General features: G+C 42.9%; 27 protein-coding genes. 12 read left to right on the top strand and 15 right to left on the bottom strand.

Going from position 1 to position 25,540, the window contains the following annotated elements; genetic code table 11:
- Positions 1 to 39 precede the first annotated feature (39 nt).
- Together V7K35_RS15930 and V7K35_RS15925 are read right to left on the bottom strand one after the other, a co-directional pair.
- Entirely contained in the window at positions 40 to 873 is an 834-nt protein-coding gene (locus tag V7K35_RS15930; protein ID WP_335080221.1) for a ScpA family protein, read from the bottom strand.
- Between the two features lie 329 nt (positions 874 to 1,202).
- Positions 1,203 to 2,288 carry an AI-2E family transporter gene (locus tag V7K35_RS15925; RefSeq protein WP_335080220.1) on the bottom strand — a complete coding sequence of 362 codons (1,086 nt, stop codon included), beginning with the start codon at positions 2,286 to 2,288 and terminating at the stop codon, positions 1,203 to 1,205.
- 112 nt (positions 2,289 to 2,400) lie between these two features.
- Here V7K35_RS15925 and pdxH point away from each other — a divergent pair, with 112 nt between their 5' ends.
- Positions 2,401 to 3,045 (top strand): pyridoxamine 5'-phosphate oxidase, encoded by a 645-nt coding sequence (pdxH, locus tag V7K35_RS15920; protein WP_335080219.1) that lies wholly within the window; start codon positions 2,401 to 2,403, stop codon positions 3,043 to 3,045.
- A 5-nt stretch (positions 3,046 to 3,050) separates the two neighbouring features.
- On the opposite strand, the gene V7K35_RS15915 is transcribed toward pdxH, so the two are convergent.
- Positions 3,051 to 3,671: an FMN-dependent NADH-azoreductase gene (locus V7K35_RS15915; RefSeq protein WP_335080218.1), complete on the bottom strand. Its 621-nt coding sequence runs from the start codon at positions 3,669 to 3,671 to the stop codon at positions 3,051 to 3,053.
- A gap of 147 nt (positions 3,672 to 3,818) precedes the next feature.
- On the opposite strand from V7K35_RS15915, the gene V7K35_RS15910 reads away from it, so the two are divergent.
- Entirely contained in the window at positions 3,819 to 4,223 is a 405-nt protein-coding gene (locus V7K35_RS15910; RefSeq protein WP_335080217.1) for a winged helix-turn-helix transcriptional regulator, read from the top strand.
- A gap of 149 nt (positions 4,224 to 4,372) precedes the next feature.
- Here V7K35_RS15910 and V7K35_RS15905 read toward each other — a convergent pair whose 3' ends face one another.
- Both V7K35_RS15905 and V7K35_RS15900 read right to left on the bottom strand, forming a co-directional pair.
- Positions 4,373 to 5,275: a DUF3153 domain-containing protein gene (locus V7K35_RS15905; RefSeq protein ID WP_335080216.1), complete on the bottom strand. Its 903-nt coding sequence runs from the start codon at positions 5,273 to 5,275 to the stop codon at positions 4,373 to 4,375.
- Between the two features lie 117 nt (positions 5,276 to 5,392).
- Positions 5,393 to 5,935: a tetratricopeptide repeat protein gene (locus V7K35_RS15900; RefSeq protein ID WP_335080215.1), complete on the bottom strand. Its 543-nt coding sequence runs from the start codon at positions 5,933 to 5,935 to the stop codon at positions 5,393 to 5,395.
- Positions 5,936 to 6,105: 170 nt separating this feature from the next.
- Here V7K35_RS15900 and V7K35_RS15895 point away from each other — a divergent pair, with 170 nt between their 5' ends.
- Complete coding sequence (locus V7K35_RS15895; protein WP_335080214.1) at positions 6,106 to 6,504, top strand: hypothetical protein; 399 nt, start codon at positions 6,106 to 6,108, stop codon at positions 6,502 to 6,504.
- Between the two features lie 447 nt (positions 6,505 to 6,951).
- Here V7K35_RS15895 and argB read toward each other — a convergent pair whose 3' ends face one another.
- Positions 6,952 to 7,848: an acetylglutamate kinase gene (gene argB, locus V7K35_RS15890; RefSeq protein ID WP_335080213.1), complete on the bottom strand. Its 897-nt coding sequence runs from the start codon at positions 7,846 to 7,848 to the stop codon at positions 6,952 to 6,954.
- A 189-nt stretch (positions 7,849 to 8,037) separates the two neighbouring features.
- Here argB and V7K35_RS15885 point away from each other — a divergent pair, with 189 nt between their 5' ends.
- Positions 8,038 to 8,265: a hypothetical protein gene (locus V7K35_RS15885; protein WP_335080212.1), complete on the top strand. Its 228-nt coding sequence runs from the start codon at positions 8,038 to 8,040 to the stop codon at positions 8,263 to 8,265.
- A complete protein-coding gene (locus V7K35_RS15880) occupies positions 8,255 to 8,644 on the top strand; it encodes a type II toxin-antitoxin system VapC family toxin (protein WP_335080211.1) in 390 nt (129 codons plus the stop codon). The genes V7K35_RS15885 and V7K35_RS15880 overlap by 11 nt, the downstream gene beginning before the upstream one ends.
- 17 nt (positions 8,645 to 8,661) lie before the next feature.
- Here the strand turns inward: V7K35_RS15880 and V7K35_RS15875 are convergent, their stop codons facing one another.
- A complete protein-coding gene (locus V7K35_RS15875; RefSeq protein WP_335080210.1) occupies positions 8,662 to 8,928 on the bottom strand; it encodes a pentapeptide repeat-containing protein in 267 nt (88 codons plus the stop codon).
- 204 nt (positions 8,929 to 9,132) lie between these two features.
- On the opposite strand from V7K35_RS15875, the gene V7K35_RS15870 reads away from it, so the two are divergent.
- Positions 9,133 to 9,735 (top strand): Uma2 family endonuclease, encoded by a 603-nt coding sequence (locus V7K35_RS15870; protein ID WP_335080209.1) that lies wholly within the window; start codon positions 9,133 to 9,135, stop codon positions 9,733 to 9,735.
- 11 nt (positions 9,736 to 9,746) lie between these two features.
- On the opposite strand, the gene V7K35_RS15865 is transcribed toward V7K35_RS15870, so the two are convergent.
- Positions 9,747 to 10,292, bottom strand: coding sequence for a shikimate kinase (locus V7K35_RS15865; RefSeq protein ID WP_335080208.1), 546 nt, complete (start codon positions 10,290 to 10,292; stop codon positions 9,747 to 9,749).
- Positions 10,293 to 11,637: 1,345 nt separating this feature from the next.
- Between V7K35_RS15865 and V7K35_RS15860 the strand changes: the two genes are divergently transcribed.
- Positions 11,638 to 11,832 (top strand): hypothetical protein, encoded by a 195-nt coding sequence (locus tag V7K35_RS15860; protein WP_273768857.1) that lies wholly within the window; start codon positions 11,638 to 11,640, stop codon positions 11,830 to 11,832.
- A gap of 19 nt (positions 11,833 to 11,851) precedes the next feature.
- On the opposite strand, the gene V7K35_RS15855 is transcribed toward V7K35_RS15860, so the two are convergent.
- The 3 genes from V7K35_RS15855 to V7K35_RS15845 all read right to left on the bottom strand — a co-directional run bounded on the left by V7K35_RS15855 (position 11,852) and on the right by V7K35_RS15845 (position 16,087).
- Positions 11,852 to 12,553 (bottom strand): LapA family protein, encoded by a 702-nt coding sequence (locus tag V7K35_RS15855; protein ID WP_335080207.1) that lies wholly within the window; start codon positions 12,551 to 12,553, stop codon positions 11,852 to 11,854.
- Between the two features lie 541 nt (positions 12,554 to 13,094).
- A complete protein-coding gene (locus V7K35_RS15850; RefSeq protein ID WP_273768855.1) occupies positions 13,095 to 13,715 on the bottom strand; it encodes a flavin prenyltransferase UbiX in 621 nt (206 codons plus the stop codon).
- Positions 13,716 to 13,732: 17 nt separating this feature from the next.
- Positions 13,733 to 16,087: a ribonuclease R family protein gene (locus V7K35_RS15845; protein WP_335080206.1), complete on the bottom strand. Its 2,355-nt coding sequence runs from the start codon at positions 16,085 to 16,087 to the stop codon at positions 13,733 to 13,735.
- Positions 16,088 to 16,951: 864 nt separating this feature from the next.
- On the opposite strand from V7K35_RS15845, the gene V7K35_RS15840 reads away from it, so the two are divergent.
- Together V7K35_RS15840 and V7K35_RS15835 are read left to right on the top strand one after the other, a co-directional pair.
- Positions 16,952 to 17,839, top strand: a complete 888-nt coding sequence (locus V7K35_RS15840; protein ID WP_335080205.1) for a hypothetical protein — start codon at positions 16,952 to 16,954, stop codon at positions 17,837 to 17,839.
- A gap of 80 nt (positions 17,840 to 17,919) precedes the next feature.
- Positions 17,920 to 18,222, top strand: a complete 303-nt coding sequence (locus V7K35_RS15835) for a hypothetical protein (RefSeq protein ID WP_335080204.1) — start codon at positions 17,920 to 17,922, stop codon at positions 18,220 to 18,222.
- A 367-nt stretch (positions 18,223 to 18,589) separates the two neighbouring features.
- On the opposite strand, the gene clpP is transcribed toward V7K35_RS15835, so the two are convergent.
- The gene (clpP, locus tag V7K35_RS15830; protein ID WP_298914379.1) at positions 18,590 to 19,201 is read right to left on the bottom strand and encodes an ATP-dependent Clp endopeptidase proteolytic subunit ClpP; all 612 of its coding nucleotides are present in this window, start codon (positions 19,199 to 19,201) and stop codon (positions 18,590 to 18,592) included.
- A gap of 697 nt (positions 19,202 to 19,898) precedes the next feature.
- Here clpP and V7K35_RS15825 point away from each other — a divergent pair.
- Both V7K35_RS15825 and V7K35_RS15820 read left to right on the top strand, forming a co-directional pair.
- Positions 19,899 to 20,054 carry a hypothetical protein gene (locus V7K35_RS15825; RefSeq protein ID WP_273768851.1) on the top strand — a complete coding sequence of 52 codons (156 nt, stop codon included), beginning with the start codon at positions 19,899 to 19,901 and terminating at the stop codon, positions 20,052 to 20,054.
- Between the two features lie 129 nt (positions 20,055 to 20,183).
- The gene (locus V7K35_RS15820; protein ID WP_335080203.1) at positions 20,184 to 22,241 is read left to right on the top strand and encodes a thioredoxin domain-containing protein; all 2,058 of its coding nucleotides are present in this window, start codon (positions 20,184 to 20,186) and stop codon (positions 22,239 to 22,241) included.
- A 101-nt stretch (positions 22,242 to 22,342) separates the two neighbouring features.
- Here the strand turns inward: V7K35_RS15820 and V7K35_RS15815 are convergent, their stop codons facing one another.
- Both V7K35_RS15815 and V7K35_RS15810 read right to left on the bottom strand, forming a co-directional pair.
- The gene (locus V7K35_RS15815; protein WP_335080202.1) at positions 22,343 to 22,765 is read right to left on the bottom strand and encodes a type II toxin-antitoxin system VapC family toxin; all 423 of its coding nucleotides are present in this window, start codon (positions 22,763 to 22,765) and stop codon (positions 22,343 to 22,345) included.
- Positions 22,762 to 22,989, bottom strand: a complete 228-nt coding sequence (locus tag V7K35_RS15810) for a hypothetical protein (RefSeq protein ID WP_335080201.1) — start codon at positions 22,987 to 22,989, stop codon at positions 22,762 to 22,764. The genes V7K35_RS15815 and V7K35_RS15810 overlap by 4 nt, the downstream gene beginning before the upstream one ends.
- A 98-nt stretch (positions 22,990 to 23,087) precedes the next feature.
- Between V7K35_RS15810 and V7K35_RS15805 the strand changes: the two genes are divergently transcribed.
- A complete protein-coding gene (locus tag V7K35_RS15805; RefSeq protein WP_335080200.1) occupies positions 23,088 to 23,690 on the top strand; it encodes a molybdenum cofactor guanylyltransferase in 603 nt (200 codons plus the stop codon).
- A gap of 92 nt (positions 23,691 to 23,782) precedes the next feature.
- Here the strand turns inward: V7K35_RS15805 and V7K35_RS15800 are convergent, their stop codons facing one another.
- On the bottom strand, positions 23,783 to 25,282 hold the full coding sequence (locus V7K35_RS15800; protein ID WP_335080199.1) for a family 10 glycosylhydrolase: 1,500 nt from the start codon (positions 25,280 to 25,282) through the stop codon (positions 23,783 to 23,785).
- Positions 25,283 to 25,540: the final 258 nt, after the last annotated feature.

Below are 25,540 nucleotides of genomic sequence, written 5' to 3'. Positions count from 1 at the left end.
AAAATCTGTAAATTATCTGTAGGGCTACTTTTGGCTTTTTTAGTTCATCGTCGGGTGCTCAAAAGGTTTGCAGGAGTTAGCTGAATCTGCAAGTAAGCGAATTTTAATCTCATGGTAAAACTCCTCTTGAAATAGCTCTACTTTCGATTGAGCCGAGAGTAGTAGTAGCGCCCAGAAAACGCTAACTAAATGACTGTGTTTAGAATCATGTCCAGACCCATTTTGGTTGAGAAGCTTTGTGTGAGTCCACAACTCTACAAGTTGTTCTAAATTCAACCAATTTTGTTCTAAATTTAGCTCCCTTGCCGATAAATTCAATACCTGCTCCAGTTCTCTAGCTACTTCCGTCAGATTTTCCTGGTGAGCTAACTCCAGCGCCTCCCGCATACTTTGGACGCTAGGTTGACGCCTCGGACGGATAGGTTTGCTGACTTTTTCTACCAGTTTCAGTTGGTTAGCCATGATCTGCAATTGCTTGATTAACTCTTGCAAAGTCACTCGGCGTTTTGGTGGCGGCATTGCCGCTGGACGACGACGCAATTGCCGTTCTAATGGTAGACGATGACCTGGATGTGATATTCCGTCTTCATCTTCCAGTTGGGCATCATCTACTACACCATCCTGGATATCTCCTACTGTTGACAATTGCATCAATGTATTTGCTTTGAATAATACCAGCATTGATGCTGACAAAAAGGCCTGTCCAGATTGAGACAAGTCCGCTTCATAACCTCTTCCTATTGCCTCCGGTGCCATCAGTTCCAAGTAACGGTCAATCACCTCAATCACTTGGACATCCCAAGGGTCAATTTCTCCCTGTTCAGCTTGGTAAATCAGAAGTGTGATTGTTTCTAATAGCTCAGAAGCTTCCATCAACAGGTTCTAAGTTAATTAATGAGAATCAAAAGACCGTAAATTCAACAGTAAACTCATTGACTATTGGCAAAGCGTGTACTTTATGAATTCCCTTGCGCTTCTTTTATTCAGGAATTGCCTGCTGGCAGTATCCCCTGAAATTTGCAAGTCCCTCACCATTGTGAATTGTGAGATCAGAATGTGCAACTTTTAACCATATCAATTTTAGATTTTAGATTAAAAAATCTTTTGGTTCATACCAGAATAACGTCCTGCTATGCGCTTTTATCCCTTGTGGGTGACACAAATCCTCTCATCCAAAATTTAAAATCTGCCCCCCTGCCATCTTAATCGTGGGGCGAGTCACGAGCAATGATCACAGTTGAGAGAAAGTCACCTGACTTGCCGCTCTTAATCGCATCGAAAGTGCCTTTAATAGTACCAGCAATGGGAACAGCAACAAGCGTCCCCAACAACCCAGCAATCTCAAATCCCATCAAAATAGCCACAAAAATCCAGATAGGATTCAGTCCGATAAAATTGCCGAGTAACCTGGGAGCTAACAAGTTATCTTTAAGCTGCTGCATGATAATTGCCGCTATGGCAACTTGAACTGCCAACCACCAATTTTGCAGCAGTACTAAAATTGTTACCAGACCAATGCCTAGAGACGCCCCGATAAAAGGAATGAGTTCTGAGATACCAATCAATATGGCAAACAATAGCGCAAAGGGCACCTTTATCACTAAGAAAATTGGCGTTAGGGTTAGCACCATAAACAGTCCTAGCAACAACTGGCTGAGGAAGAAGTTCTGGAAATTTAGGCGCAAGGATGTGTTGAGGGGATCTCCAATATTAGAGGGCAAAAGATTGATCAGACCATACCAGACGCGATCGCCATATAAAAGCATATAAAATGCAAGCACAATAACTAACACTAAGTCAAGCAATCCTGAGAGCAGTGTTCCAGCAAATCCTACTGCACCAGAAGCTAGCTGTTGCACCACATTTTGAATGTTGGCATTGATTTGACTGCTCACAACCCCCAGATCAATTGGCAAACGTCGTTGTTTTGCCAGCATCTCAAACTGCTCCAAGTTTGCTTGACTGGCACCTAACCAATCAGGGATGTTATTTAATAGCTGGATTGTTTGGTTAATCACCAAGGGCACTAGGGTGACACCTAGAATCACAAACAGGGTTAACGTTGCAAGTAAAACTATGATCACCGCCTGAGTACGCGTGATCTGAGCCCGTTCAAAGAACTTAACTGGGTAATTTAGGAGAAAAGCCAGAATCGCCGCAATGCTCAAGACGGTAATCGGATGCTGGAAATAGCGAAAAAGCACCGACAGTAACCAGACATTGAGAGCGATAATTGGACCGCTTAGACCATAAATTAACAGGCGTTGAAGGGAGGCCGAACGGCGCATCTTATGGAACCTATTTTATATATTTTTTGAGAGAATTTATAAAATTCTTGATGGCACTGATCATCATCATAGATATTTTTAACAAAGACTGATCGCAAGGAAACAAATCACAATGGACAAAACCGTGGCCGACCTTCGCAAGGATTACACCTTGGAAGATTTAAGCGAACTCGAAGTAGACCTCAATCCTTTTATCCAATTTAAAAAATGGTTCGATCAAGCTTTAGCAGGACGACTTCCTGAACCCAATGCGATGACCATTGCTACCGCCACCTCAGACGGGAAGCCCTCGGCTAGAATGGTGCTGCTCAAGGATTTTGATGAACGAGGTTTTGTCTTATTCACCAACTACAACAGTCACAAAGGACAAGAACTGGCAGAAAATCCCCAGGCGGCTTTAGTCTTTTGGTGGGCAGAACTGGAACGTCAAGTCCGAATTTCGGGGTATGTGGAGAAAGTTTCCGAAACTGAGTCTGACCAGTATTTTGACAGTCGCCCTGCCAACAGTCGCCTGGGTGCGTGGGTATCTAATCAAAGCGAGGCGATAGAAAACCGAGAAGTTCTGGAGCGACGCTTGCAGGAGTTTAAGAGCAAATATGAAAATCAGGAGATTCCCCGACCGCCTCATTGGGGAGGCTTACGAGTGATCCCCACAGAAATTGAGTTTTGGCAAGGTCGCCCCAGCCGTCTGCACGATCGCTTACTCTATAGCCGTTTAGATAATGGCACTTGGAATATTAAGCGGTTGTCGCCTTAAAATGGCTACCACTGGCTGATCAAATCTTGAATTGCTGCCCGTGCTTGTAATAGAGATTGGGTACGGGCATCATCACCTTGGGTTATGTTATTAGCGTTAATAAATTGAATGTCTGTAACCCCAATAAACCCGAAAATCGCCCGCAGGTATGGTTCTTGGAAGTTATAGGCAGCAGCAGGGGATGTTGCACTATAGTCACCGCCGCTAGCTGTAATGATAACTGCCTTTTTACCCTCGACTAATCCTCTAAAACCTTGATCATTTAAAGCAACAGTCCGGTTAATCCGAACGATTTGGTCGATATAAGCCTTGAAAGTGGAAGGTATATTAAAGTTATACATTGGCACTCCAAAGACGTAGCGATCGGCAGCGAAAAATTCATCTACTAACTCGTCAGAAATCCTGATTGCCTCAGTTAATTCTGGGGTATGGGTTTCTGGGGGTGAAAATGCAGCTGCAATCCAAGCTTCATCAACATGAGGTACTGGGTGATGCCCTAAATCTCGATAAGCGATCGCATCTTCAAGATGCGCCGCCCTCCAACCACTGACGAATTCCTTAGATAGTTCTCTTGAGTGCGATCGTTCAGCACGGGGGCTGGAATCAATATGTAAAATGTTTACCACGAAATATCTCCTGATTAACTAGGATTTACTGCTTTGACTTTTTGAGTCTAAATTTCAAAGCATTACATCAGATACTAAAAGTAACTAGTTACTAAAGTAAAGTAGTTACTATAAAGTAACTGTTGGACAATTTTGGCTAACTTATCGATGTCTGTCTCTAAAAATCCTGATGCTTGCCCAGTGAGTATTCTGATGTCCTTACTATCAGGGGCCTGGACAATGTATATACTGTGGGTGTTGTGTAATAGTGGACCTACTCGCTTTGGTGGATTGAAGCATCTAGTCGAGGGCATCTCCACCAAAGTTTTGACTGAAAGACTGAGAATGCTTGAGGCAGCAGAAATTATCTATCGCCATTATCAACCAACTGTGCCACCCCAAGTAACTTACGGTCTTACAGAACGTGGTCAAGAATTAATTGATGTGCTTCATCAACTTAATGCACTTGCTGAACGCTGGTATGGCAGCGAACAACCAGAACATAGCAATATTCAAAGGGAACGTTCCATCCACACCGAAAGTTCTTCCATCTCAAACAGAGAAAGTTTTTGAATACCAGCTTTTTCGAGGCTATTGTCTTGTGTACTTCCGCGCCAGATTACGCAAATCACGAAGTCCATTTTACAAAAAGCTGGGGGAAGTGTAAAAAAGCCGATGCATTTTTCATCGGCTTTGTTGACAATATTGAACAGATGAATAGTCTACTGTTCCTGGATCGCTGCTGCTTTAGCAGGAAACTGCATTCTGGGATCTGGCATGAAATTGTATCTCAAGTACAATCCTCCCCAGACAAACAGGGTAATTAACAACGCACCAATACCAAGGGGGCTGGGAAGCCAGAAAACAGCTTCTATGTGGTTTAGCTCACCAGGCTGGAGTTTCCACACTAGTTGATTGCCATTCTTTTCTGGCGCAACGGCAGTTTCAGTTAGTTGAATATTTTTGGCTCCCCAAGGAGTCTTTAAACTAAATTCCAAGTCGAGAATTGAACCAGCATTAGCCAGGACGTTACCTTTGCTGGCAATTAGAGAAAGCGATCGCAAATCCAAATCATAAATCAACCGATTTCGGACTAAAAGTAAAAAATTGTTCTCCTCCAGGAGGACGTTTGATTCAATTTTCGGCAGTTCTGAGTCAGATTTACTCTGCACAGACTCAGATGATTGATTAACACGGGAGTTAAAAAATTCGTTGAACTTCTCTTGCAATTCCTTGCCACTGCTAAAAGGAATTGTGACGATGATTTCTTCAGTGGAAATTCTCTGTGCTTTACCCTCAAGTTTACGGGCGCGGCGCTCTATGGTATTTAACCACTCATATACATAATCGCCACTAAAACTAGTTAGCCGTTCTCCCAACTTAATATGCTGTACTAATTCACCACTATTTGAGTTGTCAAAGTTAAGCCCCACATCGTACTTCACACAGCCAGACAGTAGCAGGGATGTTAACAGTACTAGCCACAGAATAGGATTTCGGATGGGAAAAACGCGGTTGATTCGATTTCGACCATTTAGTGGTAAGAGAAATTTCATCTTTGCCAACACAAAGGTAAATGGTCTGATTAACCACAAGAAAATATTTCCGAAAATTGAAGAATTCATAACTATAAATCTCCCCAAAAGTCAAAGTTTTTAACCAATCTTGACTTGTTTGTATTGTTTGAGATTCGTGGAACACCATTTTGGTCAAAAATTTCAGTCCAAAATCCAAAATTGATATCAGCCAGGGGTTCCTGATAAACTCAACCAAACCAAGTACGAGATGGTTAAACCAATGGCAATTAATGCCACCCAGATAAAGCGATTATCTCTGGTATTGACCTGACTCAGGTCAACAAATTCTGGCTCCGTAGGTTTAGGCTTCTGCTGCACAGAAGATTTAGTAGGTTTAGCAGCAATAGAAATTTTGAGTTCATTATCGGGTAATGTGCCCAAATCCGGGATTTGGGTCATCCATTCGCTCGGTCTTTTCAGCTTTGGTGCTTTTAAGATGTAAAGCATCTGTCGCGCTTGTTTGCTGATTTCAAAAAAGGGATGGCGTTTGAGTCTTTCGCAAAGCGCGATCGCATCATCCGTGCGTCCAGCCGCTTCATAAGCTGTCACTAGATGAATTTCTACTTCGCCCCCAAGGCGAGAATTACCAGTTAACAGGGCGCTAGCCTTTTCTAAATTTTCTACGGCTTCACGGTATTGCCCATTTTCAAAGGCAACTTTCCCAGTCTGGTAGCGGGTTTTAGCAATTTCTAAACTTTCTGCACTCACGTCTTCTATAAAAAATCAGCACTGTTTTAATTTTGCCAATGCCAGCAATCTTTTTGGAATCTTTTCAAAAGCTGGCAATCTGAAAGTGGATAAACTTCTAAAATTTTAACTAAGTAGCTGCGACTATTTTCTGATTAAAAATTCCGGTATCAAATGCAGGTGAGCAAAATATGTTGAAAATCAAGCATTCGCAACTGAATTGGCTCTTAGCAGGTATGACTTTAGCAGTTATGGGTGTAAGCATTGCTCCAGCTTCTGCCCAGCGTGTGAGAGTGATTGATGGTGGTTATGGAGTCAGGCGTAGCTGCGGAGCAGCTTGTCGTCAGACATCGCCTGCTGTCGGTTCCTTTATTTATGGTAGTCCGATTCCTACACCTATGCCTGTAGACCCAGCAACGGGATTAATGCCACAACGCAATAATTACCCCGATTCTTACTATCCTCACATAAGGCAACCCGATTCTTATTTTCCCCAGGTAAGGCAGCCCGATTCTTATTTTCCCCAGGTAAGGCAGCCCGATTCTTATTTTCCCCAGGTAAGGCAGCCTGATTCTTACTTTCCGAGGTAAGGCAGAACGTGAGATAATTCCACCCTGATTAATCCAACTTTGATTAATCCGACAATTCGAGACTCAACTGTAGTTAATCCGGTGATTATAAATAATTCATGGCGTCATACAACATTTAGCAGTGGGCGATCGCGGGTTATTATTACCTATCCCCGCTAGGAAAGTGGGGGAGCAGGGGGCAGGGGAGGCAGGGGGAGCAAAGGGAGCAGGAGAGGTAGAGTATCAAAGACTCGTCCACGAGTATCAAATAGGACTTACGCAAAAATTGCCAAAAAGCTTAATTTATCGAACCGCCAAGACGCCAAGAGCGCCGAGAATTCGTAGAGTGTGCGTAAGTCCTATCAAAGACTCGTCCACGAGTATTAAAGACTCGTCCACGAGCAAAAAACAAATTTTAATTTACACAAAATTACAGTTACAAATTATTCTCCCTGGCCTCATTTTCTTCTACGATGTAAACTGCGAACCGAGAATCATCGTCCCAATCCCAACATCAGTAAAGATTTCTAGTAATAGGGCGTGGGGAATGCGACCATCGATGATATGTGCTGCACGGACTCCTTGAGCAAGCGATCGCACACAGCAATTCACTTTAGGAATCATCCCACCGCTGACTATACCATTGACAATCAACTCGCGGGCTTCGCGGATATCTACTTTTGGAATCAAAGTAGATTGGTCTTTGTAATCTTTTAAAATTCCACTGGTATCAGTCAGTAAAATTAACTTTTCTGCTCCTAGTGCAGCAGCGATTTCTCCAGCTACAGTATCGGCGTTAATGTTATAAGCTTGCCCTGTCTCGTCTGCGGCGACGCTGGACACTACCGGAATATAACCATTGCTAGCGAGGGTGTCCAAAATCTTGATATTTACATTACTGACTTCCCCCACAAAGCCGATACCTTCTTGACCTTGGGGACGGGCTGTAAATAGATTACCGTCTTTACCGCATAGTCCTACAGCCAATCCACCAGCTTGGTTAATTAGCGCGACAATTTCTTTGTTAACTCGACCAACTAAAACCATTTCCACCACATCCATTGTGGCGGCATCAGTGACTCGCAGACCATTCTTAAATTGTGGTTCGATTCCCAGCTTATCTAACCAACTGTTAATTTCTGGGCCACCGCCGTGGACTACAATCGGACGCAAGCCCACGCAGGATAAGAATACAATGTCGCGGATAACTTTGTCTTTGAGTGTGCTGTCTTTCATGGCTGCGCCACCATATTTAACAACAACAGTGCGACCGGCGAATTGTTGAATATAAGGTAGTGCTTCGCTTAATACACGCACACGAGTGGCTTCAGCTTGCCTGATGTATTCCGAATCGTTGACCGTCATGAGGAGCCTAACAGAGAGAGTTAAAACCTATTTCAGTCAGTGTAGAAGACTTTGTAACTCCTCACAATCTCTGCTGCCAAAGTCGAGTATCTTTGTACTGATCAGCCATAGCTGTTTGGTTCGTCTCAAAAATGTGAAAATCTATAAAAGAAGGACTAGCAACCAAAATCGAAAATTATCAGGATAAATATGGACACACCGATTCTCAATCGGCTAATTGAAGAATTAAAAGTTATGCCTGAAGACTTGCAATATCGAGTGCTGGAGTTTGCCCGAACTTTAGTAAGTTCGCAAATTCATGGTGTTCCAGGTAGGCAATTATTAAGTTTTGCAGGTACAATATCGCCAAATGATATCCAGTTGATGCGTGAAGCAATTGAACAAGGTTGCGAACAGGTAGATATAGATGAGTGGTAGATACCTGCTTGACACTAATATTATTATTGCTTTATTTGCAAATGATATAGCAGTAAATAATCAGCTAGTAAATGCAGAAGAAATATTTATTCCCAGTGTTGCTATTGGTGAATTATTCTACGGTGCAAGAAAATCAGGGCGATCGCAAGGAAATTTAGAACGTATTGAGGAGTTTATTGCCAGAAATACGGTCATTGGATGTGATGTAGAAACAGCCCGTCAATATGGTGAAGTTAAGAATAAATTGCGTCTCAAAGGTCGTCCATTGCCTGAAAATGATATTTGGATTGCATCTGTTGCAATTCAGTATAATTTAATTCTTGTTACGCGAGATGCTCATTTTCAAGAGATTGAAAATCTAAAAACAGAAGCTTGGTGAATAGGCTGAAATAAATATTAAGGAAAATCCCCCTCCGATACAATAGCGTGGCTGAGATTGACACCAGTGAGATTAGCTTCTTCTAACCACGCACTACCCAAGTTCGCATGGCTGAGATTGGCACCAGTGAGATTGGCTCTGTCCAGCTTGGCACCAAACAAGATTGCACCACTCAAATTAATCCCTGGCAATTCAGCATCTCTCAATCTGGCGCTATCCACCTTAACTCCACTGAAGTCTCTCTCCCCAGTAGCATAACATCCCAACAATTGTTCTATATTCATAACCTACTCCGCACCAGCATCAATTAATACTATCCTTTTGAAACTCCCCCTGGATGTCGTATAACCAAGGCATCGCTACGAGTTAGTCGGTTCATCACCTTTATCATCGACTCAAACCTTGCGTTGCAAACATAACAGGTATTAGGCGATTGCTCCTTCAAACCTCTAGAATTAAAATCATTCGGCTGAAGCTAGGGAATGAAAATGACCACGCTGCTAATTCAAATTGAAAGCACACCCCTAACGGTAAATTTCCCCTCGCTGGTGCAGATGACAAATGAGCAGTTCTACGAATTTTGCCAAGCCAATGGAGATTTGCGAATCGAGCGCACTGCTAATGGGGAAGTCATCATTATGCCACCAGCTTTTTCAGATACGGGCAACCGTAACTTTAACATTGCTGCACAGCTTGGGTATTGGACTGAACAAGATGGCACTGGCATAGGCTTTGACTCCAGTACAGGTTTTACGCTACCCAATGGAGCAATGCGTTCCCCTGATGCTTCTTGGATTGAACTGGAGCGCTGGAATGCCTTAACAGATGCACAAAAAGCTTCATTTGCACCAATTTTTCCCAGCTTTGTGATTGAGTTACGCTCATCCAGTGACCGCCTGATAAAATTACAAGACAAAATGCAGGAGTATATCGATAACGGTGTATCATTAGGCTGGTTAATTGATCGGCAGAATCGAAAAGTCTACATTTACCGGACTAATCGGGAACTTGAAATTTTGGAAAATCCCGAAGCAGTTAATGGTAATCCAGAATTACCAGGGTTTATCCTACGAATGGCCAAAATTTGGTAAATTGAGTTTTCCTAATGAGAAACTTGTGTTTTGAGAACGCTAGGAATTGCCTCAAGTACTCGCTTGGCAACGTCTTCAGGTGCATCTCCCTCTCGCTCAGTGATATGCAAATCGGCTTGAGAGTAAAGTGGTGTTCGTTGTTCGAGGAGCGATCGCAATTTCCCTTTGGGATCAATATCTTGCAGCAGTGGTCTCGTGCTATCCTCAGCTAAACGGCTGTAAATTATCTCCACTGGCGCATCTAGCCACACTATCAAACCGTGGTGCAAGTAACCCCAATTTTCTCGCCGCAGTATAATGCCCCCACCGGTTGCTATAGTCAACTTTGTAAAAGCACAAACTTGTGAAAGCACGTCGCTTTCTAACTGGCGAAACCCTGCTTCACCAACTTGTGCAAATAACTGATTAATGGATTTACCTGTTGCTTGGGCAATAACATTATCGGTATCCACAAACCCATAACCCAGTTCCTTTGCCAGTAAGCGTCCTACTGTCGTCTTACCAACACCCATTATCCCAATTAAGTACAGGTTAACTCCTTGTAATAAGCTACTCACTAGTCGCTTCGCTCCAATTATGAATTTTCTTAACTTCTAAATCCTAACTTTTTACTCTACTTTACATTTGTGAGTTTAAGTTTGGGTTGAATTGGCTATGATTGCATCAATTGCTTGGTTACTCAGCATTTATTCTACGTATTTATATAATATATAATCCATTAGAAAGATAAACTCTAAGAGGATGTTTGAAAAGTAAAAAATATCATGCCCAACGGAGCGTCAGCGTAGTGAGGCATCTCACAATTTAACAGAAAATCGGGATTCTTCACTCCACTTCGTTACGTTCAGAATGACGAACTATACCTTTCATCGACTTTCAAACATCCTCTAACAGTACTGCTACTACGACTTTGATAAATTACATTAGTAATTTCCGCAGAAGTAAAACCCCAAAGTAAACTTCTAAGGGACTGACAAAAAATAAATTATCCAAACTTATTTGGACATTTGTAGGGAATTTTGGCCTTGTGCCCCTGCGATAGGATGTTTGTTAACTGGAAGTCCCTAAGAAATTTATTTTCAACGGGCATTAAAGTTTTTTCCTTTGTGGATATCAAATTTACATATAACTTTTCTAACTTTATATTGTTTTTAGCTTATATAAATTCATCTTATATTATTTGAGTTGAATCAACTGCTGTTATTACTGTAATTAATAGACATATCCGCAAATGAGTATCAAAGCCTTGTACAGCAAGAGTCAAAACCTAATTTTCGGATAAGTCTAATGTATTTAAAGTAACTTATACAATAGATTAGACCTCTTGCATAAATGCTTAAATTGTCATGTTGAACGGAGCGAAACAGAATAGTGAGATTCTTTGTTCTCTCCACTGCATTCCGTACCCTGCAGGAACGCTGCGCGAACAGAATCATATTCTGATTTTTTGACTTTTGCAAAAGGTCTATTAAGCATTTTTCTGTGAAATTACCATAAATAATAAACGATGAATTTCTCAGGAATGTAGTAACCTTCCTGAAGTAACTTGGTAATTGCTGCATAGCGATCGCTATACTTAACGAAAAAAATAATATAGCTTGTTTGAAACTTTATTCAAACAATTCCTGTCTATCTAAATAACCGAGACTTTGACTTTGGTGTGTAATTATTAAGTGTACTCAATACTGTGTTATTAACAGCACAATATCGTTATTCTAAAAGTTCAGTTATAACAAGCCCTACTCAATTAAATGTTCCTGATTAAGGTGTAAATGATGACTTATTTACCGCGATCGTCTAAAAAAGCTTTGCAAAGAAGTTGAAGTTTTGGTACAAAGACTACTGCATATTTCACCCCAATAAGCCTGAATGAATAAATATAGTATGAATGAGGTGTCAACTATGACTCGAATTCGTGACGTTGTACAGAAAGCTTTAGCAACTGGCTATTTGACAGTAGAAGCTGAAAATCAACTCCGACAACTGTTGACTACCCGATATGACTTGGAAGATTTTAATGCTTTCATGACTTTACAGGAAGCTGCCATGATTGGTAAGGTCAAGCAAGAGTCTAGAGAGCGGTGTGGCATCAAGTAGAGACGTAGCCTGCTACATTTTACCGACGGGAGCGCTTATCATCATCCTCAAAATCATCATCATCATTAAAAAATTCCCAATCATCATCATCCGCTTGATTGGTAGTCGGTGGCTGATAAGGGGGGATAATTACCCGATAATCAGCATCGTAAATTGATTCAGTTTTTCCCGCAGCTGTATTTTTTGGCTCACGGTAGTTGTAGGAGTAAACTGAACCAGACTGAGAACTGCTTTTGGCTTCTGATTGACGTTCGTAAGTTTTAGAGTCTCTAGGCTGTTGAGCTTGAGGATTAGGGGTAGGCGCTTCCTCTGACTTTTCATCAAAGTTCCAATCATCATCTTTAGTGCCATTTGTCTCCCAATCATCAAATACATCACTAGTAGGCTGTTCTTTTTTACTAGCTGGTGGTGGAGGACTGACAGGGCGAGATGTCGGTTCTTCTCTTTGGGTTGCCTTAGGACGAGGCGAAGTTGCGTTTCGCCGGTCAGGAGTTTGGCGTTGTCCTGCCACAAAATAATTGGATAATTTAAACAAGGTAGCAATCAATATAGATGTGAAAGCACCAGTGGCAGCACTGAACAAAATCCATATCGCTAGTGGTAATGGTTGAGTTCGCACGCCCAAAAATACTAGCGATAGGGGAGGTGACCAATTTTGGACTAACAACGGCGTTAGTACTCCAAGCACCGCCACCAATAAAATTAAGCGAATTACAGCCATAGCAATTTTGTCAGTTGTCAGTGGTTAGTTGTCAGTTATCAGTTGTCAGTTATCAGTCTGATTATTCTAGGACTTACGCAAAATCATCAAAAAACGTAGACGCGTTGACGCAGCCTCTTGTAGAGAAGCGGCTTGCCGCAGGCTACCGCAATCGCGCAGCGTCTCCAAGAGTTGGACATTAAGAAACAAGAGTTTCAGAGAGTTCTTGCCTAAGTCCTATATTCTTCACTAATTACTGTTCACTGATTACTGACACTATGGGCCATCTCTATCATTACCGCTCAGAGAAAGAAATCTCTAAAAAGTTACCCTCATATTGCCAACACTAGACAACTACGTTTGTAATCTTAGACCAAATTGCTAAAATTACTGGGATAAATAGCAATCTCACTATCCGTTCATCAGCTTTAGGTATTATGCGAACTATATTTATACTTCCAATCGGTATCGGCGTTAATTATCCTGCCAGTGGAAGTTTTATATAAACCGCGCTTAATTCGCTTACCCTTTTAGGACTATTATAAAATTTCCAATGAGGGCGTTAGCGACGACCTTGCCACCGCTGAATTGGGATGCAGTCAATATCTAGTTGATCTAAAGCTCGGGCAACTACAAAATCAACTAAATCCTCGATGGTTTGGGGATTATGATACCAGGCGGGAATAGCGGGGACAATTCTCACTCCAACTTCTGCTAGAGAGGTTAAGTTACGGAGGTGGATGAGGCTAAAAGGCGTTTCCCGAGGGACAATGACCAGCTTTCGTCCTTCTTTGAGTTGGACATCCGCTGCCCGTTCTAGTAAATCGGAACTCAAGCCAACCGCTAGCTTTGCCACTGTGCTCATGCTGCATGGAATAATTATCATCCCTAGAGTGGCAAAGGAACCACTAGCAATCCCGGCTCCAACATCACCCCAAGGATGGCAGCGGAGTTTACCCGAAAGTGAAACTCCAGCTTGCTCTCGCCAGAATTGTTCTTGCGCGGTTGGTTCTGGTGGCATCCGAATTTCCTGTTCTGACTGCCAAACCATGTAAGTAGATTTAGAGGCAACCAATTCAATGCTGTAATCCGCTTCTAGCAAAAATTTGATCGCGCGAACAGCGTAAATCAGACCAGATGCGCCCGATACGCCTAAAATTAAAGGCTTAGTGTTATTTGACACGTAAATTTTAGTGGATTTTACTCATCCTCCGAGTAAGGGTCTAGGTCATCAGGCTCAATGTCATTTGGTAAATAGAGGTCTGAAAGATCGTCATTGGAACCATTGCCAGTTAAAACTTTGGCTACACCATCGCTACCGACTGTTACCAAATCAATTTGCTGACGGTAGTAATCGACACTCTTAACTTGCACGGCGACGCGATCGCCTAATCTATAGGAAGCGCGATTTTTGCGACCAAACAGTGCCTGTTGTCTAGCACGGTATTCATACCAATCGTCTTTGAGAGAACTGACGTGTACTAATCCTTCTACCCTTAAAGGCACACCAGGATTACTACTGGACTCTACCTCGGCTGCTGGGACTTCAATTTCCACAAAGAAACCGTAGGATTGAACACCAGTAATTACGCCTTGAAATACCTGACCGATTCGCTGCTTCATCAGTTGGGCTTTTTGCAGCCCAGCTAAATCGGCTTCAGCTTCTTGGACTTCTTTTTCTCGGTCGTTAATTTGGACAATTACCCTAGTTAAATCGCTTTGCAGTTCTTGTTGCAATTCTGGGGGTAAAACGTTCCAGTTAATTTCCTCATGGCTGGAGGAGTGGCGGAGGTTAACGCGTTCTCTAACACGGGTATTGCGGCGATCGCGTCCGTTTTCGAGTAGCGTGTAATACACTCTCTGCATGAGCAAATCTGGGTAACGCCGCAAGGGAGCGCTAAAGTGGACATATTGCGGTAGTGCCAGACCAAAGTGAGATCCTTTGGTGGTGCTGTATGCAGATGGCTTAAGTGTATCTTGTAATAAGTAAGTAAGAACTTGCTCAGAGGGAGATTCCGCAAAAGCTGTGGTCAAATGTTGGTAATCTAAGGGTTGGATATCGACTTCTGGATCTAGTGTGAGGTCAACGCCTAAATTGACTGCCAATTTCAGCATTTCCTGGACATCTTCGACATCGGGTGTGCCTTGGACTCGCCAGATAGCGGGAACACCAAGAGCATTTAAGTGAGTTGCTACCAGTTGATTAACTAAGAGTACCAACTCCGTGAGTAGCGATCGCACTGGTAAATCATTCACCACCACAGCGCCGAGAATCCCCTCATCATAGTAGGCGTTTTGGCTGGGTGGCAGATTCAACTGGAGGCTGCCACGAGTCAACCTTATCTGTTTAACCGCTGTTTGCAAGGCTTGGAGGTCTTGCAGGATTTGAGTAACCTGTGGAGATTGATCTTCAGCTTTACCTGTAAGAATTGCCTGGGCAAGTTCAGTACTCAGTGCTGTTTCTACATTGATTACACTGGGTTGAATTTCCCACTCCAACACTTGTCCTGATTGGGGATCAATTGTAATTAAAAAAGAGATGGTTAAGCGATCGCTCCCAGGTACTAAAGAACAGCGTTCAACCACAGCGGGTGGCAAAATTGGCAGCACTAATTCTCCTAGATACACTGATTTGCTCCGTTTAAGTGCTTCTCTATCTAGGGCTTCGTCAGGTTGGACATAGTGGGAAACATCGGTGATATGAACGCCCAAAAGCCAATTTCCGGCTAGGTTTTTTTCTAAACTAAAAGCGTTTTCTATAACTTTGGTGTCGCCATTTAGCCCTTCAATGGTGAGAGTAAACAAATTACGCAAATCCAGCCGATTTTTCAGGTCTGCTTTGAGCAGCTTTTTGGGTAACTTGGCGGCTGCATCTAGGACATTATCCGGGAAAGTGCGGGAAAGGTCGTGTTTGCATGTTACCAAATCTATATCAGCAGCGGCTTCGGCATCGCTGCCAAGGATTTGCACCACTCGACCTAGTGGGGGATATTGTGCCAATGGGTAACGCAAGACTTCCACATGGACAAGGTGATCGATCGCTTCTGACAACTTCGCCTCGTTAGGTTGGATCTTGAGTTCAAACAGCAATCGATCATCTAAGGGCACAGCGCGAAAACCGCTATCCACCTGCTTAATTCGTGCCAGTAATGTGTGGTTAGAACGTTCTAGAATCAGCTTCACCTCCCCTTCAGGAGAGCGACGGCGACTGCCTTCTTTGAGAACTCGTACCAAAACGCGATCGCCATTCCAAGCATTACTCAAATGACTTTCGCGGATGTAAATATCCTCAGATCCTTCCACATCTTGAATAGCAAAGCAAAAGCCTTTACTAGAACAACGAAGTTTTGCCTCGATTATTCCCTCTTCTGAGACATGGCGATACTTACCCCGTTCTTTTACTAAAATACCGATTTTTTCGAGAACATCTAAAGCAATGTGAAGTTTTTGTAAGCTTTTTTCATCTTCACAGCCAAGTTTCTTTTCTAAAACCTTTCGAGCTACCAATTTATCATCAGTGAAATTGGCAAGGAGTGTAGCGATTGAAAATTCCATGCAGTGAACCGACCTTTGGTCAAAACATCATTTTTTGTTTACATCTGGTTCTTTTCTGTATACCCTCACGGCTTACAGAAACAAGCTGGAAACGAATTGCCCTGAGGCAAAGCTTCCTAAGTTCTAAGGAAAGGAAGCCCAACCCAGCCTTGCAAGAAACTACTCCCGCAGTTACGAGCAAAGGAAGCCTACCAACGGACAACTCTGGGTGTTTACGAACTTCTCACTGCACAATGCTCTCAGAGTTCGCCTGCGTTCAAGTTTCTTCACCTAACCAAACTTCAGATTGCACACCTGATTAAGATTCAGCCCCGCTAGGTAATTAGGCGACGGGTTTTTGAGAAGCTGGGTTTAGAGAATCCATACTGCCCAAAAGCGCTATGCAGGGGAGTCACTGCGCTCAGAGGGGTCTCCCCAAATGGAGCAAGTGACGTGGAAACTACAGGTGTTTGATTGTCTAGAGTGAAGGTAGTTTTACGCCATTAGACTCTGATTTGAACTAGGAGGAACTGCCGATGAACCCAATTTTCCCACATGTAGAATCGGTAACAATTAGGTAATCAGCTTAATTAGCAGTGAGGGCGAACCTTATCTTCATTATTGTAGATTTAGAGCACACTTCCAGAAAATAGTTCTAGATATTGAGTTGGGTTATCAGTATAGCATTGTAGACAAGACTACCCAGGTAAGTTAGCGATAGTCAAAAATTTCGTCAAAAAAGAGCTACTGCTACAATTAGGACACAACACAAAGCATTAAAAGGGACTGGGTATTGGGTATTAGGGATTAGGATTAAAATAATTCTTTCCCAGTCCCCAGTCCCCAGTCCCCAGTCCCCAGCAGATTTAGATTGGTAGCAGTATTATGTTGGCTCAATTCCAGAGCTTGTATCCCAAGGGCAGTCTTATTTCTGAATTAGTGCAAATTTTTCAAGGAAAATATATTGTCCGGGCAAGCGTGCAAATTGAAGGCGTAACCCGTGCTACGGGTATGGCAGCGGCAGAAACAGTAGAAGCAGCAGAAGACCAAGCCAGAACGAGGGCACTGATAGTTTTGGGTATTACAAATGCGCCACCCCAATCAGTGGCATTTACCTCAAATCCAATTTCCCCAGCGCAGCTAAACCCTTCTTTGAACATCAAAGGTGGATTGAATGAGGCTGCTGCCTATTCCTCTGCAAAAGATGAGGATTTTGTTAGTAGTCAGTGGTCAGTGGTCAGCGACAAAGAAATATCTATCCCGCCTTCCAGAGTCCGCAACATCAAACCAGAAGTAGTAACAAGCAGTAACGAACAATACGGCTACAGCGATGCTGCGCCCCTATCAAACGATACCTATAGCCAAGATTTAGGTCAAAACTTTCCTGTGACTGCCAACCGGGAGCTAGAATTTGATCCTCCAGTTGAAAACTTGGAAATAACTTTTGATAACCAGGTGGAAAATCAGACTTTTCCAGCAATTTCTGCTAATAATGTCACACCATTTACACCTCGGAGTTATAGCCCTCAAGAAGATGTCGCTACCCCGTCAGTGACAGGAAAGAGAAAGAAGAAAGCTGAACCCGTGGATTTATCGGATGTAATTGCTAAAACAGATGTCGAACTCCAGCGTTTAGGGTGGACACCAGAACAGGGACGCGAACATTTAATTGAAACCTACGGTAAGCGTGGGCGTACTTTGCTAACTGAAGAAGAATTACACGGATTTCTCAAATACCTGCAATCTCAGCCAGACCCATTAGCGGGATTTTGATTAGTCAATAGTCATTTGTCTTTTGTAATTGGTAAGGGTCAATCAGAAAAGACATAGGCTATTAAAATACTAATGAAGCTATGGAATCGGTAAATTTTTCTGAAGTAATTGCTCAAACAGATATCGAAATGGAGCTACGAGGCTGGACAACAGACCAGGGACGGGAATATCTTAAAAAAACTTATGGGAAGCGATCGCATTTTTTGCTGACACAAGTAGAATTACTAGACTTCCTCCAATACCTTGCATCTCAACCGACACCAACATTAGACGAAATTATCATTGCCAAAATTAATGTTGAAATCCAATGGTTATGGTGGACACAAAAGCAGGGATGGGAATATATCAAAAAAATCATGGGAAGCGATCGCGTTTTTTGCTAACCGATGATGAATTGCATGAATTCCTTCAATATCTCCAATCTCAGCCAGACCCAAGAGCAGGATTTTGATTTCCAACTTCTAAATCAAGTTTTGCACTTCTAAATCGAGTTTTGCACTTCTAAATCAAGTTTTGAACTTCTAAATCAAGTTTCCAACTTCTAAATCAAGTTTTGAACTTCTAAATCAAGTTTTGAACTTCCAAATCGAGTTTTGAACTTCTAAATCGAGTTTTGAACTTCTAAATCGAGTTTTGAACTTCTAAATCTAGTTTTGAAATCAAATAACCCCTTTTCATTTCTGAAAAGGGGTTATTTTTAGGGTTTAAGAGAATTAAAAGTGGTAAATCACCATTTGCAAATCGTGACTATTAATTAAGAACAGCAACTGCTGGACGGCTACCAGCGGCGTGACGGTCAATCACTTGGTCAATCAAGCCATATTCCCTCGCTTCCTCTGGTGACATGAAGAAGTCACGTTCAGTATCTTCAGCAATCCGCTCAATTGGTTGACCTGTATGTTCAGCTAAATAGTTGTTTAGCCGTTGCTTGTGGTACAAAATTTCCCGCGCCTGAATTTCAATATCAGTCGCCTGTCCTTGAGCGCCACCTAGAGGTTGATGAATCATAATCCGAGAATGGGGTAAACTCATTCGCTTACCCTTAGCACCACCACTGAGGAGGAAAGCGCCCATACTTGCCGCCAATCCGGTACAAATTGTACAGACATCAGGGCGAATATGTTTCATAGTGTCAAAAATGCCCATGCCAGCCGTCACCGAACCACCGGGAGAATTGATATACATATAAATGTCTTTCTCCGAGTCTTCAGCATCCAAATACAGCAGTTGGGCAACAATCAAGTTAGCAATGTTGTTGTCAACTTGTTGTCCCAAAAAGATGATGCGCTCACGCAACAGCCGTGAGTAGATGTCAAAGGCGCGTTCACCTCGACCCGATTGTTCAATAACGATAGGAATCATGGAAGCGTGTTTGTGGCTACTTTAAATACATTTTATCGGTGACAGCACGAAACTGGGGTCATTGGTGTCAACTTAAGCTCAAATGCAATGATCCCACAGGCGTTTTACCCCCCTTAATCCCCCCTTATAAAGGGGGGAAACAGGAAATTTAATTTAGTTCCCTCCCCAATCTATCGGGGAGGGTTAGGGTGACGCGGCATCGGAATGGGAAGCCAGAGAACTGAATATCACGTCTTGACAAGGGTTTCACATTAAGTTGACACGCACGAAACTGGGGTTTATCTCTAGTGTTCCCAGGCAGATAAATTAAACCTTGCTGGTTTTTCTTTACCTAAAAAGAGGGCAAAAGGTGCTTATGCAATAGATTTAACCCCCAAGGGCACTTTTTAGCGGCAAAAGCCGTCTCAGAGAATATCCCCATTTAGGGAAAGACAAATCAAAAAACTCCAATTATCGCCAACCTCATATCTCGGCTTTTGTTGGACTACCTTGGCGATGTAGTAATTAAACCGATAACCGAAATTCGACCTGCTTAGAGAAATATGTTAAATATCCAGTAAAATATTAAACATTTTCTTAGGATTTACCTCAGCAATTATTAAATTATTTTTGTTAAATTCGGTAAATCGATAGTACGAGGTGTATTTAGAATAACCAGTCTTACTTGAAATGCTATCCACACAGAGAGAGACGTGCCATGCTGGAAAAACTTGTACAAGCCGCCATCATCACCTTCTTGCTCCACCTGATAGTAGGACTTAGCCCAAATACTCTGATTCAGACAAAGACAGCATCACCTATGCCAGAAACGCCACCAAATATTGTTAGCTTGCTATTGCGACCTTTTCAGTAAGAATGTTTCACAAATTGCACAGGTATCGGCGATATCAAAGACATGCACTACTACCTGTTAACTTAAGGGCTAACACTCTTGGGAACAGGATAGACTGAGCAAAGAAGGCAACTTACTTGCTATTTGATCATGACTAATCGCCTTGCTGAAGCTAAGAGCCTCTATCTCCGCAAACACGCCGAAAACCCGATTGATTGGTGGTCTTGGTGTGACGAAGCACTTGCAACTGCAAGGGCGCAAAATAAACCGATTTTTCTCTCCATTGGCTACTCTAGTTGCCACTGGTGTACTGTTATGGAAGGCGAGGCTTTTTCTGATACTGCGATCGCCCAGTACATGAATGCCAATTATCTTCCCATCAAAGTAGACAGGGAAGAAAGACCTGACCTCGATAGCATCTATATGCAGGCTTTGCAGATGATGAGCGGTCAAGGGGGTTGGCCTTTGAATATTTTTCTTTCCCCAGAAGATTTAGTGCCGTTTTACGCTGGTACTTATTTCCCTGTAGACCCGCGCTATGGTCGTCCTGGATTTTTGCAGGTGTTGCAATCGCTTCGCCGTTATTACGATATAGAAAAAGAAGACTTACAGCAACGCAAAGCCTTAATTATTGAGTCTTTGCTTACGTCTGCGGTGTTACAATCCGGTACAACAACCGAACTTGAAGACCGGGAATTACTCCGTCAAGGTTGGGAAACCAGCACAGGTGTAATTACTACTAGGCAATCTGGCAATAGCTTTCCGATGATTCCCTATACAGAATTAGCATTGCGGGGAACTCGATTTAATTTTGAATCTCAGTATGACGGCAAACAAGTTTCTACCGAGCGGGGACTAAACTTAGCGCTGGGAGGCATTTATGACCATGTGGGTGGTGGTTTTCATCGCTATACTGTTGACCCTACTTGGACAGTACCCCACTTTGAAAAGATGCTCTACGACAATGGACAGATTATGGAGTATCTGGCTTCTTTGTGGAGTGCAGGAATACAAGAACCAGCCTTTGAAAGGGCAGTTGCTGGTACTGTACAATGGCTGAAGCGAGAGATGACTGCGCCTGAAGGTTACTTCTATGCTGCTCAAGATGCCGATAGCTTCACCCAACCCACGGCAGTAGAACCAGAAGAAGGAGCCTTTTATGTCTGGAATTACAGCGAACTACAACAACTGTTAACGCCTGAAGAACTCAGGGAATTACAACAACAGTTTACGGTGACACCTAACGGTAACTTTGAAGGACGTAATGTCTTGCAAAGAAATAATTTAGGGCAACTGAGTGCAACGCTGGAAACGGCATTGAGCAAGCTTTTTACAGCTCGTTATGGCGTTAGTCTTGAGTCACTAGAAACTTTTCCCCCGGCTCGTAATAACCAAGAAGCAAAAACTGCTAACTGGCTAGGTCGCATTCCTTCAGTGACAGATACAAAAATGATTGTCGCCTGGAATAGCTTGATGATTTCTGGGTTGGCTAAAGCTGCTGGGGTGTTCCAACAACCGTTATACCTGGAATTAGCAGCACAAGCGGCGAATTTTATCTGGGAAAATCAGTTTGTGGATGGGCGTTTCCACCGACTCAACTATCAAGGAGAACCGACCGTTTTAGCGCAGTCTGAAGATTATGCCTTTTTTATTAAAGCTCTCCTGGATTTACAAGCTTCCAACCCTGAGCATAAACAATGGTTAGAAAATGCGATCGCTATCCAAGATGAATTCAACGAATTTCTCTGGAGTGTTGAATTAGGTGGTTACAATAACACATCTAGTGATTCTAGTCAAGATTTAATTGTCAGAGAGCGTAGTTACGTAGATAATGCTACACCATCAGCCAATGGAATTGCGATCGCTAACCTTGTGCGTCTGGCCTTACTCACCGATAATCTAGATTATTTGGATTTAGCCGAACTTGGTTTGAAAGCTTTTAGGAGTGTAATGCATAGCGCTCCCCAAGGTTGTCCCAGCTTATTTACAGCTTTGGATTGGTATCGTAATTCTACCTTGATTCGCAGCACAACTGAGCAAATTAACACTTTGATCCCCAGATTTCTACCAACGGCTGTATTTGCCATCACATCTGATTTACCAGAGAGAAGCGTTGGGTTAGTTTGCCAAGGTTTGAAGTGTCTTGCACCAGCAGAAAGTGTAGAGCATTTGTTGCAGCAAGTCCAGCAAAGTCAGGTGAGGGCGTGAAATAATTTTATTTCTCCGAACTAGGATGTTACCAGCAGGTTATCCAGTCTTGATCGTAACTTTCTGTGCGGTTGCTCATTTGACCCCGGATAGTGATGAGTTTAAACAGACCAAGGATTAATCATTACAACCCCTGTCCCAGCAAAATCTTTTTCATTACGGGTGACAAGTGATGAAGAGTTATGAATTGCTATCGCTGCAATAAGAGAATCCATAACAGGTAGAGGTCGTCCATTTTGTTCTAGCTGCCCGACTAAATTTCCCCACAACACCATTGTTGAGACATCTATACTTAAAATTCTTTGTTGAAAGCGATTGGGTAGGGTTTCATTCAGCCAAGTTGTTAGAGATTCTTTCCGCTTAGATGCAGTAATTTTGCTGATGCCTTTAGCAATTTCGCCAATTGTAATGACGCTGAGGTAAAGTGTTTCTGGCACTTGGGCATCTAGCCAATCTAAAACTTGTTGATTTGGTTGTTTGGCAACAAGTTCGGAAATCAGGCAGGTATCAAGCAGGTAAGTCATAGGGTGAAGGCATCATGGGGAAGGCTGCGATCTCGACTAAGGTCGAGTTCTTCGGTGAGTTCAGCCAGGGGCGATTGATGGAAAAACTCTGAGAGTTTGCTTGGTTGATCTGGGTGGGTGTTATTGTTGTGTGTGGTCAGGCTTTGGGCAAGGAGTTGGATGATGTACAGTTTATCGTTGGGGGAAAGCTGAAGGAGTTGTTGTTCGAGTTCTTGGCTAGCCATGATGGGTTTAAGTAGAAGATAAATTTATTCTACTTTCAGCGTCAGAGTTAATTTAGTTTGACTTTTGACTCGTTTTCTACCCTCTATTTTTTTGACGAATGACTATTGACTCGCCTAGCAAATTAACCGCCATTGTATTAGCAGGCGGTAAAAGTTCTCGCATGGGTCAAGATAAAGCTTTGATTCCCATTCAAGGGGTGCCATTGTTGCAGCTAGTTTGTGGTATTGCTCAAAGCTGTGCTGATACTGTTTATGTAGTGACTCCCTGGCCAGAACGCTATCAAGACTTGCTTTTGCCTGGTTGTCAGTTTATTCGGGAAGTACCTTTATCTAAGGAATCTCTAGCCCACGGGCCTTTAGTTGGTTTTTCCCAAGGACTAGCCGAAGTGCAAACAGAATGGGTGCTGTTGCTAGCTTGCGATTTGCCGAGGTTGCGGGTTGAGGTGTTGCAAGATTGGGTAACTAGACTTGATAATGTGGGGGATAATGCGATCGCAGCTTTAGCCGATCATCCTAAAGGCTGGGAACCTCTGTGTGGTTTCTATCGCCGTCGCTGTTTGCCACAACTCTTAGAGTTTATCAACCAAGGGGGGCGATCGTTTCAGCAGTGGCTTCGGCAATATCCGGTAGAAGTTTTGCCCTTAGCAGAACCCGAAATGCTGTTTAACTGTAATACACCAGAGGACTTAGCTTTAAGTTAATTGAAGAAGAATACAGAATACAGAATTCAGAATTAATTAATGGGGGATGAGGGGAATTTTCTTTCTGAATTCTGACTCCTGAATTCTACTATTTAGCGAGTGCGACAAAATTTGCGATCGCTATCACTCTGAGGATATTGCCAAGAATAGGCAAAATGGCTAACTCCCTTGAGTTGGGGGGCAAATTTGCGAAGTGCTTGCATTTGCGCTTCTAGGGATGGACGATTACTGATGGATTTTCCCCACACACCAGCTAAAGCAGGGATTATCTGCGTACCAGGTTTTGCCATACTCAAAACCCGTTGCACTTGTGCCACGATACAACTGACATTACCGCAATTTCCGTAAGACATAGGATGCCACTCTAATGTCGTGGGGAATCGATCCCAAGGTTGTAAGCGGGAATCATACCCTTGTCCTACAGTTTGGTTACCATCGGGGAAAAACACCACTCCTGTAGGAATTCCTTGCTTCTTTGCTGGGTAATTGGCTATGGTGACAAAATCTAGAATTCCTTGCATGGCGTGGGCAACGGTGAGCTGCCACAACTCCCATTGTAAAAGTAGTTGTCTATCAATTACAGAGACGATTGATTTTTGGGCTGGTCGGGGAATGCGTCCTTGCCAGAGGGGTTCCCCTTCCTGGGGATAAAGTTTATCAACTTCGGCGATATCTCCAGTGGTGACGTATCCTCGACTCAAAAAGCGGCGAATCAAGTCCAGCCCTTTGTAATTTTGTGCCCGTTTAAATAAAGCTTCTTGGGTTGCGGGACTAAATAGCCATAAATCTGAAACTTTAGTAGCTATCGAATCACTTCCTGCTTGTCGCGGATAGCGCACATAATCCAATAGCAAGCCATCTGGACGACGGCGCAAAACTTGCTGTATTAATTGATAGTAATCGCGTTTTGCTTGCAAGTTGTAGGGGTCGATAAATACTTGAGAGCCATTATCTACCACATATAGGCTGGTTTGACCCTTACCATTACGAGCGATCGCTGGTTCTCTATCTTGGCGCTGGGCATAAGTATAGCCGAAATTTGTGGTAAACATCCAGGCGTAAACCTTCAAACCGCGTTGCCGACCTTTTTTTATTGCTGTGGCGAGTAAGTCAACTTTTTCTGCCCCTGGAGTGCGAATCACAGAAGGCCAAACCGTCGAGTTAGCTGTTGCTGGTAATAATACCTGACCGTCGTAAAATACTTCCAAATAAACTTGGTTATAGCCACGGTTAACAGCCCGATCCATAATTTGATCAATTATTCCTGGCTGAATGTCACAGGGATATACGCGTAACCAGACGGCTTGGATTTGCGGCCAAGTCTGAGCGCGACACTCGTGTAATTCTTGTGCGTGTCTTTCTACCATGTTTTGGTAGCGCGTTTGAGCATCTTGCTTGCCTTTGAGGGCTGACAAACGTAAGTTTTCTTTTTCTTGCGCCGCCGCTGATGATAACTGACAATATTGGGTTACTTGCGCCCTTGCTGGTTCGCTTCCAAAGTTGGGGAGTAACAAACTACTAGTGAAAACAACAGCGAATAGCCGCCGCCAAAATAATGTTGATCTTGCAACGTTCAAGGGATGGTTAGACATACCTACCAGTAGATGGACACAATAATTATCGACCCCAATTTAGATAATTGTGGGCAACGTGTATCGAATTATATAGTTAAGTAGTAAGGGTTTTAAAACCTATTTTTTCAAGGCTGCCAAAGCCCTATTTGTGTTGCCGCATTTTTTTATAAAGATGAGTATAGTTTTAGCTGCTTGCACAACTGCAATTACTCAGCAGCCACAAAAAAGGTCACAAACCCTACTGAGACGAAAAAGAGAAATTCTCAGCAATTACCT

Origin of the sequence: Nostoc sp. (genome assembly GCF_036917275.1) — a bacterium.
Classification (GTDB): Bacteria; Cyanobacteriota; Cyanobacteriia; order Cyanobacteriales; family Nostocaceae; genus Nostoc.
This window is presented reverse-complemented; position numbering and strand designations above follow the sequence as displayed.

Bases quoted from the DNA above. Each gene is read 5' to 3' on its own strand.
- V7K35_RS15895 (WP_335080214.1), top strand. From the start codon at position 6,106: ATGTTGAAAATCAAGCATTCGCAACTGAATTGGCTCTTAGCAGGTATG.
- V7K35_RS15810 (WP_335080201.1), bottom strand. From the start codon at position 22,989: ATGGCTAGCCAAGAACTCGAACAACAACTCCTTCAGCTTTCCCCCAAC.
- pdxH (WP_335080219.1), top strand. From the start codon at position 2,401: ATGGACAAAACCGTGGCCGACCTTCGCAAGGATTACACCTTGGAAGAT.
- V7K35_RS15880 (WP_335080211.1), top strand. From the start codon at position 8,255: ATGAGTGGTAGATACCTGCTTGACACTAATATTATTATTGCTTTATTT.
- V7K35_RS15800 (WP_335080199.1), bottom strand. From the start codon at position 25,282: ATGTCTAACCATCCCTTGAACGTTGCAAGATCAACATTATTTTGGCGG.
- V7K35_RS15885 (WP_335080212.1), top strand. From the start codon at position 8,038: ATGGACACACCGATTCTCAATCGGCTAATTGAAGAATTAAAAGTTATG.
- V7K35_RS15930 (WP_335080221.1), bottom strand. From the start codon at position 873: ATGGAAGCTTCTGAGCTATTAGAAACAATCACACTTCTGATTTACCAA.
- V7K35_RS15805 (WP_335080200.1), top strand. From the start codon at position 23,088: ATGACTATTGACTCGCCTAGCAAATTAACCGCCATTGTATTAGCAGGC.
- V7K35_RS15835 (WP_335080204.1), top strand. From the start codon at position 17,920: ATGGAATCGGTAAATTTTTCTGAAGTAATTGCTCAAACAGATATCGAA.
- V7K35_RS15840 (WP_335080205.1), top strand. From the start codon at position 16,952: ATGTTGGCTCAATTCCAGAGCTTGTATCCCAAGGGCAGTCTTATTTCT.
- argB (WP_335080213.1), bottom strand. From the start codon at position 7,848: ATGACGGTCAACGATTCGGAATACATCAGGCAAGCTGAAGCCACTCGT.
- clpP (WP_298914379.1), bottom strand. From the start codon at position 19,201: ATGATTCCTATCGTTATTGAACAATCGGGTCGAGGTGAACGCGCCTTT.
- V7K35_RS15820 (WP_335080203.1), top strand. From the start codon at position 20,184: ATGACTAATCGCCTTGCTGAAGCTAAGAGCCTCTATCTCCGCAAACAC.
- V7K35_RS15905 (WP_335080216.1), bottom strand. From the start codon at position 5,275: ATGAATTCTTCAATTTTCGGAAATATTTTCTTGTGGTTAATCAGACCA.
- V7K35_RS15870 (WP_335080209.1), top strand. From the start codon at position 9,133: ATGACCACGCTGCTAATTCAAATTGAAAGCACACCCCTAACGGTAAAT.
- V7K35_RS15845 (WP_335080206.1), bottom strand. From the start codon at position 16,087: ATGGAATTTTCAATCGCTACACTCCTTGCCAATTTCACTGATGATAAA.
- V7K35_RS15825 (WP_273768851.1), top strand. From the start codon at position 19,899: ATGCTGGAAAAACTTGTACAAGCCGCCATCATCACCTTCTTGCTCCAC.
- V7K35_RS15910 (WP_335080217.1), top strand. From the start codon at position 3,819: ATGTCTGTCTCTAAAAATCCTGATGCTTGCCCAGTGAGTATTCTGATG.
- V7K35_RS15875 (WP_335080210.1), bottom strand. From the start codon at position 8,928: ATGAATATAGAACAATTGTTGGGATGTTATGCTACTGGGGAGAGAGAC.
- V7K35_RS15925 (WP_335080220.1), bottom strand. From the start codon at position 2,288: ATGCGCCGTTCGGCCTCCCTTCAACGCCTGTTAATTTATGGTCTAAGC.
- V7K35_RS15855 (WP_335080207.1), bottom strand. From the start codon at position 12,553: ATGGCTGTAATTCGCTTAATTTTATTGGTGGCGGTGCTTGGAGTACTA.
- V7K35_RS15860 (WP_273768857.1), top strand. From the start codon at position 11,638: ATGACTCGAATTCGTGACGTTGTACAGAAAGCTTTAGCAACTGGCTAT.
- V7K35_RS15815 (WP_335080202.1), bottom strand. From the start codon at position 22,765: ATGACTTACCTGCTTGATACCTGCCTGATTTCCGAACTTGTTGCCAAA.